We start from the raw sequence: 11,531 nt of genomic DNA on the forward strand, positions 1-11,531 counted from the left end.
GACAACAGGGTGGTTGGTCGATATTTGTACAATCACAGATGAGGACGACGGAGCCCCTCAAGCCACGCCGAACGCAGCCTATGAACCCAGCCATCTCGCCGCAACACTCGGCTGGATAGACATCACAGATGGGATGGGCGGGCACGCTGAAAGATCGGGCGCTACCGCGCCAGCCGCTCGCGCACTTCGGCGTAGGGATAGGCCTCCAGCGAGCCGAAACCGGAGATCTGCCGTGCTTTGAGCTTGGTGAACACCGGCACGCTGATGCCGCAGAGAAAGCGCGTCAGGCATTCAGCGGTGGGCGCGCCGGCCTTGAGTTGCCGGTAACGCTGGCTGAAATCCGCGCACCGGCCCGCCACATCAACGTCAGCGAGAGGCGCCAGGGACGGCGGTTCGGGAAGCTCCGCCACCTGGCCGCGGCAGACCGAGCAGTGACCACACTGCAGCGGCGCCCGCCGGTCGCCGAAGTAGGCCGCCAGCCGTTGGCTGAGGCATTCGCGCGATTCGAACAGCGCCAGCATGTTATCGATGCGGGTGATCTCACTTGTTTCATGCTGCTTGAAGTAGGCATGCAGCTCGGTACTCAAAGCGTCGGTATCGAAGCTCGAGTCCAGCAGCGCATAGACATCGGTCATCTGCTTGCTTTCCAGCTCGATCCAGCCTTTCTCCTGGAAGTATTCCAGCGCCTTGACCACCCGGGCGCGGTCGGCGCCGTGCTGCTGATAGAGCGCATCGAAATCCAAAGTGCACCAGGTTCTCGCCCACGCCGAGCTGTGCACGATGGCCTCAACAAACTGCCGCCGCTCGCCCTCGAACTTCGCCAACAGCACCTCTGGTTCCAGTAAATACTTGAAGCGATATTCGGCGAAATAAGCGAAGCGTGGGGCGATGATGCCCCGCAGTTCCAGTTGCACCAGGAGGGTCTTCAGCGGCAATTGGCGGATGTTGCTCTGATCGGACAGCTGGTTGAGCATCAGCTCCCATTGCCCATTCGAGCCCGCTTGCAAAAGCTCGTCGAGCACGCAGCGGATGCCCTCGCGTTCCGGCGTGTCGCCATAAACGAAGTTTTGCAGCACGTTGAGGCTGTCGCGATTGGCCAGTACCAGGCAATCCGACGGTTCGCCGTCGCGCCCGGCCCGGCCGATTTCCTGGCTGTAGTTTTCCACCGACTTGGGCAGGTCGTAGTGCACCACGTTGCGGATATCCGACTTGTCGATACCCATGCCGAAGGCAATGGTGGCGACGATGCAGTTGAGCTCGCCACTCATGAAGCGGCGCTGGATCGATTCGCGCAGCTCGTGGGCCATGCCCGCGTGGTAGGCACTGGCGGGAAAGCCTCGCGACGCCAAATGTTCAGCGACCTGCTCGGCGGTCTTCTGCTGAGTGACGTAGACGATGGTTGGTTGGCCGCCCTTGTCTGCCAGCCATTCCACCAGCCGCCGTTGCTTGTTGAACCCGCTGACCGGCTCAACCAGGAGGCTGAGGTTCGGCCGATAGAATCCGGTGGTCACCACGTCCTGCGCAGCAATGGCGAACTTGGCCTGCATGTCGGCGATGACCGGTGGCGTCGCCGTGGCGGTAAGCAGCAGTGTTTGTGGAATGTTGAATTGGCGCTGGTAGTCCGGAAGCTTGAGATAGTCCGGGCGAAAGTTATGTCCCCATTCGGAGATGCAGTGCGCCTCGTCTACCACCAAAAGCGAGATCGGCACCTGACTGATGAAGTGGCGGAAGCGCTCGTTCTTCAGGCGCTCCACCGAAATCATCAAGATTTTCAACTCGCCCGACTTGGCGCGCGTCATGGTCTCGTTGGCCTGCTCGCGGCTCTGTGCAGAATCGATGCTGGCCGCGGCGATTCCATGGCGGTGCAGAAAGGCCAGTTGGTCCTGCATCAGCGCCAAGAGCGGCGAGACGACCAACGTCAGGTGCGGTAGCAGCAGCGCCGGTAGCTGATAACACAGCGACTTGCCTGACCCGGTCGGGAAAATCGCGGCAGCCGAGCGCCCGGCCACCACAGTGCGAATGGCCTGTTCCTGGCCAGGGCGAAAGCCGTCGTAGCCGAAGGTTTGCTTGAGGGTCTGTTCGATCATGCTGAGTCACTCCTTTGACTGGAGGTCGGAGGGTAGCAAACGGAGGGGCTCGGCGTAGGGTGGATCACCCTTCACCGATCCACCAGAAAGGAGCCGATGGTTTTGAAAAGCCGGCGTCCCACGGCCAATGCGAAAACTGTCGTAGCGGAATGTCAGGCCGAGAGCCTGCTCGATCATGCCGGGTCGCTCGTTCGGCCGGAGCCGAAGGGCAGCAAAAGGAAGGAGACGGTACTGCAAAGCCGCGCGGCAGGAACGGTCAGCCGTCTGGAAAACGCGTGAAGGCAGCGCGGCAGCTGGTAATCCGGCCGAGCCAGCAACCGAAACGGCCAGCCGTTTAGATCAATGGGCGGCATTGGAATCGGCAATTATCGTTAGCAAGCTAGCAACTTCTACGATTGCCGGGCTCCTGAAAACAAGCACAAGCGCCGCCGGATCAGGTGATCCCGCCCCGCGAACAGGACATACCTATAGATCAAAAACAGGATTTCCTGCCATGCGCGTTACCCTTGCTACCGCTGCCCTGCTGCTCTCAGCCGCCTCGCTCGCTCACGCCAACAGTGCCGAAGCCGAGCCTTACACCTACGGCACCAAGCTTGATATCGCCTCGGTGATGACCATCAAAATCAAACCGACGCCTTACTGCGAAGTGACCGACGCGGTCATGACCTATCGAGATTCTTCCGGCGAAATCCGGAAACTGGCCTACCGGACACTCGCCGATACTTGCAAGAACCAGAACTGACCGGTGCGCAATAGCCGCTGCCGATCTGCCCGAGCAGGATCGGCGCGCCTCGCTTCAACCGTTTACTCTTGTGCGGAACCGGTTAGAACCGATCGCGAATGATCACTTCATCGAACGGCAGCTTGCCGATCCGCGGCTTCGGCTCGGCGGCTCGCTTGCCGACCGCGACCATCATGGCGATGACATGGTTTTCCGGCAGGTTGATGAGCTTGGCCACGGCATCGAAATCGAAGCCATCCATCGGGCAGGAATCCAGACCCTTTCCGCGTGCGGCGAGCATTAACGTCTGGGCCATCAGGCCGCAGCTGCGCATGGCTTCGTCACGCTGTACCTGAGGCTTGTCACGGTAGTAGTTGTCGATGGCACCGGCCATGTAATCCTGCACTTCGGCCGGAGCACCTTCCCAAACGCGACGGACATTCTTTTCCCAGCTATCGACCTGAGCGCATACCACCACCAACATCGAGGCATCGGTCATCTGCGCCTGATTCCAACCCACTTCACGGATTTGCGCGCGCAAATTTGGATCGCTCACCTCGACGAAGCGCACGTGTTGCAGGTTGAAGGCCGACGGGGCGAGCAGCGTCAATTGCAGCAGCTCGTCCTTTTCCTCGCGGCTAAGCTCGAAAGCAGGGTCATAGACTTTAACGGCGCGACGGGTCTGAATGGCTTCTTCGATCTGCATGGCGTAGCTCCAATAAAGGGATAAACGAGGCCGCTATGCTATGCGCAGCCAATCATCGAATCCATCTGCCTTGGCTGATGGAATCCATCAATCTGCCCGATGCGTTGGGTACCGGCGGTTCAGCGGTCAGCGCTGGCTTAAAGAGGTGAGATAAACAGCCACGCTGCGTCCCTGCGTTACAGACGAGGTAGAGCCAAGCCCCGCAACGTGCTCAACAGCTTGTCTTTAATTTCAGATGGCTCAAAAAAAGCCGCCCGTAGGCGGCTTTTCCAAGGCACGTGCGCTACAGCTTAGAGCTGCGGGCCGGCCGCCTTGATGGCATCAGAGACCTCGAACTTCTTGAAGTTCTCGATGAACTTGTTCGCCAGTTCCTTCGCTGCTTCATCGTAGGCACCGGTATCAGCCCAGGTGTTGCGCGGGTTCAGTAGCTGGGTGTCGACACCGGCGACGGCCTTCGGCACGTCCAGATTGATGATCGGAAGATGCTCGGTTTCCGCGCCAATCAGCGCGCCGCTCTGGATCGCCGCGATCACGGCACGGGTGGTGGGGATGTTGAAACGCTTGCCCACGCCGTAACCGCCACCGGTCCAGCCGGTATTGACCAGATAAACCTTCGAGCCAAACGCCTGGATGCGCTTGATCAACAGCTCAGCATAGACACCGGCTGGACGCGGGAAGAACGGCGCGCCGAAGCAGGTGGAGAAGGTCGACTTGATGCCGCTGCCAGAACCCATTTCGGTGGATCCGACCAGGGCGGTGTAACCTGAAAGGAAGTGGTAAGCCGCTTGTTCTTCGTTGAGGATCGACACGGGCGGCAGTACGCCGGTGAGGTCGCAGGTCAGGAAGATCACCGCGTTCGGTTCTCCACCGAGGTTCTTCTCGGAACGCTTCTCGACATACTCCAGAGGATAGGCTGCGCGGCTGTTCTGAGTGAGGCTGTCATCTGTGTAGTCGGCGACGCGCTCGTCATTCAGCACCACGTTTTCCAGCACGGTGCCGAACTGGATGGCCTTCCAGATCACCGGCTCGTTCTTCTCGGACAGATCGATGCACTTGGCATAGCAACCGCCTTCGATGTTGAACACCACACCGGTGCCCCAGCCGTGCTCGTCGTCGCCGATCAGGTAGCGTGACTCGTCGGCAGACAGGGTGGTCTTGCCGGTACCGGAAAGGCCAAAGAACAGGGTAACGTCACCGTCTTCGCCAATGTTGGCGGCGCAATGCATCGGCAGTACATCGGCTTCCGGCAGCAGGTAATTCTGCACGGAGAACATGGCCTTTTTCATTTCGCCGGCGTAGCGCATGCCAGCAATCAGGACCTTTTTCGCAGCGAAATTGATGATCACGCAGCCGTCGGAGTTGGTGCCGTCGCGCTCGGGAACACATTCGAAGTTGGCCACATTAAGAACCTGCCATTCATCTTTGCCGGCAGCGTTGTACGGCTCCGGGTTGATGAACAGCTGGCGGCCAAAGAGGTTCTGCCAGGCGGTGGCGGTGGTCATCTTGACAGGCAGGTAGTGACCTTCGGACGAGCCTACATGCACGTGGGATACGAAGTGGTCCTGCGCCTTGTTAAAGGCCTCGACGCGCTCCCATAGCGCATCGAATTTGTCGGCAGGGAATGGGCGGTTGATCGGGCCCCAGGCGATAGAATCCTGAGTGCTGGGCTCTTCAACGATATAGCGATCAGCTGGCGAGCGACCGGTCCGGTGGCCAGTCTTGACAACGAGCGCGCCATTGGCGGCCAGTTCACCTTCACCGCGCTTGATGGCTTCTTCGATCAACTGAGCGGTGCTGATATCAACGTACACGGCGTTAATAGCTTGCGTCATGAGCTTTCCGTCGGCCTAGGCCGAATCCTCCATGCTGTTGTAGCCCACCAAACAATGAACTACATCGAAAAAAAGTGCGCGCGATTATGACAGAAACGACGCTGCGCTGGGTATGAGGGCGTAATGGCGAAAAGGTTCTACGCCCCTCGCCCTTTAATGACGCGTGCCGGAAGGCCCTTGGGTTCCCGCACCAGCGAATAGCTGAGCGATATCGGCCGCATCGAAGCGGTAGCTGTGATTACAGAACTGGCAATCAATAGTGATGGCCCCGCCCTGCTCCTGCAGGAGCTCTTCGGCATCCTGCTGACCGAGGCTGATGACCGCATTCGCCGAACGCTCGCGCGAGCAGCTGCAGCGGAAAACGATTGAACGCGGCTCGAACAGGCGGACCTGCTCTTCATGGTAAAGACGATGCAGCACGGTCTGAGTATCGAGACCCAGCAATTCTTCGGTCGACAAGGTATCAGCCAGAGTGCGCAGGTGCTGCCAGCTCGCTTCGCGCTCTTCACCGCCCCGGATGCGATCAGCCGGCAGCTGCTGCAACAACATGCCGCAGGCACGGCGGCCATCGGCGGCAAGCCAGAAGCGCGTCGGCAACTGCTCGGACGAGGCAAAATAGTTCGACAGGCTTTCTGCCAAGGTCACGCCATCCAGCGCGACGATCCCCTGATAACGCTGCCCGTTAGCCGGATCGATGGTCATCGCCAGCACGCCTTCAGGCATCAGTTCGGACAAGGTCGCGCCTGGCGTCAGCTGCTCTTCGTGATACCGGGCGATGCCGCGCACCTCACGATCGCTCGAGCACTCGACCATCAGCAGAGGCACCGCGCCGGATGACCGCGCCTGCAGCACCATCAGACCGTCGAACTTCAACGTACCCACCAGCAAAGCCGCCGCCGCGAGCAACTCGCCCAGCAACTGGGCGACCGGCTCCGGATAGCTGTGCTTGGCAAGAACCTCGGCATAGCTGCGCTCGAGCCCAACCCACTCGCCACGCACATCGGTTTCGTCGAAAAGGAAACGCTGGGTGTAATCGGACATGCCAAGCTCATATTTAGTCAGGAATAAAACGAAAGCCTCAATTCTAGAGGCAGGCTCGCACCCGTCCAAGAAAAAGCGCCCCGATTCAAAAACGGACGCGACGAGCGCGGCGCCGTGGCAGACATAACGCACCGGCAGCCGACCAGCGGTTCGGACGACAGAAAATTCACGTCGTCAAGATAAAGGCGCCATCCAATTATCGGAAAAGGCACAGCTCCTCACAAAATTCAATCAAACTGGCTTTTGGCCAGTGATATCATTTTGATGTCAAGCTTCGACATCTCAGGTGCATCATGGAAGTTAGCGTCTTTGGTTCAGGATACGTCGGCCTGGTTCAGGCGGCCATTCTGGCTGATGTAGGTCATCAGGTCATATGTGCTGACGTCGACAAGCAGAAAATTGCTCAGCTGCAGCGGGGAATTCCCTCTATCCATGAACCCGGTCTGGCCGCCGTGCTCGAGGAGAACATCAAGGCAGGACGCTTGCATTTCACCACTCAGGCGAGCGACGCCGTGACTCATGGCAAAGTCATCTTCATCGCGGTGGGCACGCCGCCAAACGAGGACGGTTCTGCAGACCTGCAACATGTTCTGAGTGTCGCCCGCCAGGTTGCGGGCCTAATGGAGCAGGACCGCACGCTCGTGATCAAGTCCACTGTGCCGGTTGGTACGGCTGACAGAGTGCGAGCGGAAGTACGTGCAGCGCTTGAAGCGCGCGGCAAAACGCAGCTGAGCGCGTGCGTCGTTTCGAACCCTGAGTTTCTGAAGGAAGGCAGCGCAGTCGCCGATTGCAGCCGGCCGGATCGCATCATTATCGGGAGCCAGGACGTGTGCGCTCAGGCGCAGATGGCGGAGCTGTACGCGCCGTTCAATCGCAATCATGAACGCACAATGTACATGGACAACCGCAGCGCCGAACTGGTCAAGTACGCCGCCAATGCCATGCTCGCCACCCGCATCAGCTTCATGAACGAGCTGGCCAATCTGGCGGAAAGCTTGAGCGCTGATATCGAGGCGGTGCGCAAAGGTATCGGCTCGGACCCAAGGATCGGCTACCACTTCATTTATCCGGGTTGCGGCTTCGGCGGCTCGTGTTTTCCAAAGGATCTGAAGGCACTGATCCATACCGCAGAAGAAAACGGCCTCGAGCCCCGCCTGCTCAAAATGGTCACCCGAGTCAACGACGATCAGCGTCAAATCATGTTGCGCAAGCTCAAGGCTCAGTTCCCCGAAGGCCTGGCTGGCAAATCCATCGCCGTCTGGGGCCTGGCTTTCAAACCCAACACCGACGATATGCGAGAAGCACCGAGTCGCTATCTCATGGAGGCGCTCTGGGCAGAGGGCGCCCATGTACGAGCATTTGATCCGGAGGCGATGACTGAATGCCGCCGCATCTATGGCTATAGAGGTGACTTGGAGCTGTGCGCGACCCGCGACGACACCCTGCAGGATGCCGACGCGCTGGCGATCTGCACTGAGTGGAAAGCTTTCCGCGTGGTCGATTTCGACGAGTTGAAGAAAAAGCTCCGAGCACGTCTGGTGGTCGACGGCCGCAACCTGTTCAACCCTCAGCAATTGGCGAACGCCGGGCTGCATTACTTCGGCATCGGCCTACCCTATATCCGCCCCGCAAGCGCGTCGGTCCCAGCATGAAAATACTAGTGACCGGAGCAGCAGGTTTCATCGGCGCGCATACCACGCTGCGCCTGTTGCAAGAGGGGCATGAGGTTATCGGATTGGATAACTTCAACGATTATTACGACCCTCAACTCAAGGACGCACGGGTGCGCTGGGTGCGCGAAACGGCGGGCAATTTCCCACTGCACCGGATCGACTTGAAGGATGACCACGCACTCGAGCAGCTCTTCGCAGAGCATCGTCCGGAAGCAGTCATGCATCTGGCCGCGCAGGCAGGCGTACGCTACTCGCTGGATAACCCCCGCGCCTATCTGGATAGCAACCTCGCCGGGTTCCTGAACCTGCTCGAGGCCTGCCGCCGCCGCCCGGTGGCGCACCTGATTTTCGCATCCTCCAGTTCGGTATACGGGGCCAACCACTGCACGCCCTATTCAGAACAGCACAACACCGATCATCCGCTGTCACTCTACGCCGCCAGCAAAAAGGCCAACGAGGTGATGGCCCACAGTTATAGCCACCTGTTCGGTCTGCCGACGACCGGTCTGCGCTTCTTCACGGTTTACGGCCCTTGGGGCCGCCCGGACATGTCACCCGTGTTGTTCGCCAACGCCATCAGCCACGGTCAGCCACTCAAGCTGTTCAACCACGGCGAGCATCAACGGGACTTCACCTACATTGACGACATCGTCGAGAGTCTGGTGCGCCTGTTGCCGCTACCGCCTCGGCACGATCAACACTGGAACCGCGACGAGCCGAACCCCTCGACCAGCATGGCGCCTTGGCGCCTCTACAACATCGGCGGTAACCGCCCGGTTCATTTGCGCACCTACGTCGACACGCTGGCCCGCCTGCTGGGACGCGAGGCCGAGCTGCAACTGCTGCCGCTGCAGCCAGGCGATGTGATCAATACCTGCGCCGACGCCAGCGCATTGGAAGCGGCAATCGGCTTCACGCCATGCACTTCTTTGGATGAAGGCCTTGCGCGCTTCGTCGCATGGTTCCGGGACTATTACCTACGCCCGCTCTGCGTACCGATACTCGACGACTACTCCAGATCGCCCCTGCCCGATGGAGCAGTAGCATGATGGAGACATCCGTCGAAGAACTGGCGCCTGAGCAGGTCGCAGAAAAGCACCGGCCGGGCCGAGAAAAGCGCCGCAACCCGGCTTTGCGCAGGAAGATCGATGCTGCCGTCCTGCTTCAGCAGCGCGGCTGGCTGCTGGGCCGACCGGGTGGTACTCCATGGAGCCTTTCGCTTACCAAGCGCGTAACCGAAGCCCTGTCCGCCGCCCTGCTGCTTATAACGCTTTCACCGTTGCTGCTCGCGGTCGCGATCAGCATCAAACTCACCAGCCAGGGGCCAATCTTCTTCGTCCAGCAACGCACGGGCTTTCGTGGGCGCCGCTTCGGCATGTTCAAGTTCCGGACCATGGTCGTGAACGCCGAAGAGTTGAAAGAAGGACTGCGCCATCTGAACAAACACGGCACCGACTCGGTGGACTTCAAGATCGAACGCGACCCCAGAGTAACCGGCATAGGGCATTGGTTGCGGCGATCCAGCCTCGATGAGCTGCCCAATCTGTTCAATGTGGTGCGCGGCGACATGCGCCTGGTAGGGCCGCGACCGACTTCGTTCGACGCGCAGCGCTACCACAACCATCACCTCGCTCGGCTCAGCATCTACCCCGGTATCACTGGGCTCTGGCAGATATCCGGGCGCAGCGATATTGATTTCGAAGACCGTGTCGCCCTCGATTTGGCCTATATCACCCGGCAAAGCCCTTGGCTGGACCTGAAAATCCTCATCAAAACCCCTTTCAAGGTCGTCAGCGGCCATGGAGCAAGCTAATGGACGGTTCACTTCCGACCATCCGTCTGGACATCGCCACCCCCAGCGAAATCAACCTCGCCTCCACCGTCCTCGATCAGGACCAGCAGGTGCTGCTGCTGACCGCTGCCAATAACGGCTGCGGTGTGACGACAAGTGCCATCACCATGGTCCAGCAGCTCGCCGCGGCGTGCAGCGGAAAGGTTCTGCTGATTGATGCGAGCCTTTCATCCAACAGCATCACCTGCCAGCTGGGCCTGCAACAACAGCCGGGGTTCCTAGACCTGGGCGCTGGCAACGACCTGACGTCATTGGATGCTTGCCTGGTTGAGCTGCCCTCCTACCCGTTCCATTTGTTGCCCTTGGGCAAGCGCAGGAATGACGGCAACGGGCTGTCAGCCGAATCGCTAAGACAGCTCCTCGCGCAACTCAGCGAACGCTATCGCTTCGTGGTGATCGACGGCGAAGCCGTCTACACCGGCGGCGACACGCTAACCATCGGTTCGCTGGTAGACGGTGTGATCCTCGTAGTGCGCGCCGAAGAAACGCGCTGGGAAGTCGCACAGGCCGCCGCGCAGCGGCTCGCGCAGGCCGGAGCCAAGCTGCTGGGAAGCGTGCTTAACGCACGCAAGTACTACATGCCCAAATGGGTCTATGACCAACTCTGAGCAGCCATGATGAATCTCAAACCGATACCCCTGCTTCTTGCTCTGGCCGGCTGCTCCAGCCCGGCCGTGCAGCACATGCCTGCAGAAATTGTGACAGCCGCACCCGCCGATGCGCTGCGCACCGAAGTGTTCCAGATCGAAAAGACATTGCGTCCTCAGGACGTGTTGGACGTGATCTTCTATATCGACCACACAAGCCCGCAGGCTTACCGTATCCAGGCCGGCGATCAGGTGGAGATCAATTTTCTCACTGCACCTGAGCTCAGCGGCACCAAGCTGGTCATGCCCGACGGCACCATCGAGCTGCCTTACGCCGGTACGCTGGCGATCGCCGGCATGACGGCCATGCAGGCCCAGGACAAGGTCATCAGCAGCTATCGGACGATTCTCAAGCGCCCGGTTGTTTCGTTGTCGATACCGCGGCCGCTCACCGCCGAGGAAAACCTGCGCCTGACCCTGAACCATCCGGCCACAGGGCTGAGTCGCGAGATCACCGTTGGCTCCGATGGCCGTGCCATGTTTCCGCTCATCGGTGCGGTCGAGCTCCAGGGCATGACTCTCGCCCAGCTCAACAGCACGCTCAACGAGCGCTACGCCGCGCATCCAGCCAACGTGCAAGTGGACGCGCTGCTCAAGAGTACCGCCGCCAATGAGATCTTCGTGCTCGGCGAAGTGACCCAACCAGGCGTCTATCCGATCCGGCGGCCGGTCTCGGTACTCGAGGCGCTTACGTTGGCGCACGGCGCCAACCCGCTGGCGCGCCTGGATTCGGTGGTGATCATGCGACGCAAGGGCGACCAGATGGAGGCCCGGCTGTACGACGTTGGCGACGCGCTGAACGCCTCGGCCGACACCTTCGCCTATCTGCAACCGGACGACCTGCTTTACGTGCCGAAAACCAAACTCGCACGGGCCGGGGAAATCAGCCAACAGGTCGCCGATGTGCTGCTGTTCAACGGAATCGGCTTCGGCTTCTCGTACCGGGTCGACAATAAGGAAGACGACAATTGA

10 protein-coding genes are annotated in these 11,531 nt (G+C 60.0%); 6 read left to right on the forward strand and 4 right to left on the reverse strand.

The window, feature by feature from the left end; genetic code table 11:
* Positions 1–161: 161 nt before the first annotated feature.
* Positions 162–2,087, reverse strand: coding sequence for a RecQ family ATP-dependent DNA helicase (locus tag CH92_RS20260; protein WP_025243585.1), 1,926 nt, complete (start codon positions 2,085–2,087; stop codon positions 162–164).
* Between the two features lie 493 nt (positions 2,088–2,580).
* Here CH92_RS20260 and CH92_RS20270 point away from each other — a divergent pair, with 493 nt between their 5' ends.
* Positions 2,581–2,829, forward strand: coding sequence for a DUF2790 domain-containing protein (locus CH92_RS20270; RefSeq protein ID WP_025243587.1), 249 nt, complete (start codon positions 2,581–2,583; stop codon positions 2,827–2,829).
* Positions 2,830–2,911: 82 nt separating this feature from the next.
* Here the strand turns inward: CH92_RS20270 and CH92_RS20275 are convergent, their stop codons facing one another.
* The 3 genes from CH92_RS20275 to hslO all read right to left on the reverse strand — a co-directional run bounded on the left by CH92_RS20275 (position 2,912) and on the right by hslO (position 6,387).
* The gene (locus tag CH92_RS20275) at positions 2,912–3,514 is read right to left on the reverse strand and encodes a nitroreductase family protein (protein WP_025243588.1); all 603 of its coding nucleotides are present in this window, start codon (positions 3,512–3,514) and stop codon (positions 2,912–2,914) included.
* Positions 3,515–3,804: 290 nt separating this feature from the next.
* The gene (locus CH92_RS20280; RefSeq protein ID WP_025243589.1) at positions 3,805–5,346 is read right to left on the reverse strand and encodes a phosphoenolpyruvate carboxykinase; all 1,542 of its coding nucleotides are present in this window, start codon (positions 5,344–5,346) and stop codon (positions 3,805–3,807) included.
* Positions 5,347–5,499: 153 nt separating this feature from the next.
* Positions 5,500–6,387 carry an Hsp33 family molecular chaperone HslO gene (gene hslO, locus CH92_RS20285; RefSeq protein WP_025243590.1) on the reverse strand — a complete coding sequence of 296 codons (888 nt, stop codon included), beginning with the start codon at positions 6,385–6,387 and terminating at the stop codon, positions 5,500–5,502.
* A 293-nt stretch (positions 6,388–6,680) separates the two neighbouring features.
* On the opposite strand from hslO, the gene CH92_RS20290 reads away from it, so the two are divergent.
* From CH92_RS20290 to CH92_RS20310, 5 genes are read left to right on the forward strand one after another with little or no spacing between them, the layout of a single operon-like run.
* Entirely contained in the window at positions 6,681–8,039 is a 1,359-nt protein-coding gene (locus CH92_RS20290; protein ID WP_025243591.1) for a UDP-glucose dehydrogenase family protein, read from the forward strand.
* The gene (locus CH92_RS20295) at positions 8,036–9,109 is read left to right on the forward strand and encodes an NAD-dependent epimerase (RefSeq protein ID WP_025243592.1); all 1,074 of its coding nucleotides are present in this window, start codon (positions 8,036–8,038) and stop codon (positions 9,107–9,109) included. Before CH92_RS20290 ends, CH92_RS20295 begins: the two co-directional genes overlap by 4 nt.
* On the forward strand, positions 9,109–9,873 hold the full coding sequence (locus CH92_RS20300; RefSeq protein ID WP_038623591.1) for a sugar transferase: 765 nt from the start codon (positions 9,109–9,111) through the stop codon (positions 9,871–9,873). Before CH92_RS20295 ends, CH92_RS20300 begins: the two co-directional genes overlap by 1 nt.
* Positions 9,873–10,520 carry a cobalamin biosynthesis protein CobQ gene (locus tag CH92_RS20305; protein WP_025243594.1) on the forward strand — a complete coding sequence of 216 codons (648 nt, stop codon included), beginning with the start codon at positions 9,873–9,875 and terminating at the stop codon, positions 10,518–10,520. Before CH92_RS20300 ends, CH92_RS20305 begins: the two co-directional genes overlap by 1 nt.
* Positions 10,521–10,529: 9 nt before the next feature.
* Positions 10,530–11,531 (forward strand): polysaccharide biosynthesis/export family protein, encoded by a 1,002-nt coding sequence (locus CH92_RS20310; RefSeq protein WP_025243595.1) that lies wholly within the window; start codon positions 10,530–10,532, stop codon positions 11,529–11,531.

The sequence above is a fragment of the Stutzerimonas stutzeri genome, assembly GCF_000590475.1.
Classification (GTDB): domain Bacteria; phylum Pseudomonadota; class Gammaproteobacteria; order Pseudomonadales; family Pseudomonadaceae; genus Stutzerimonas; species Stutzerimonas stutzeri_D.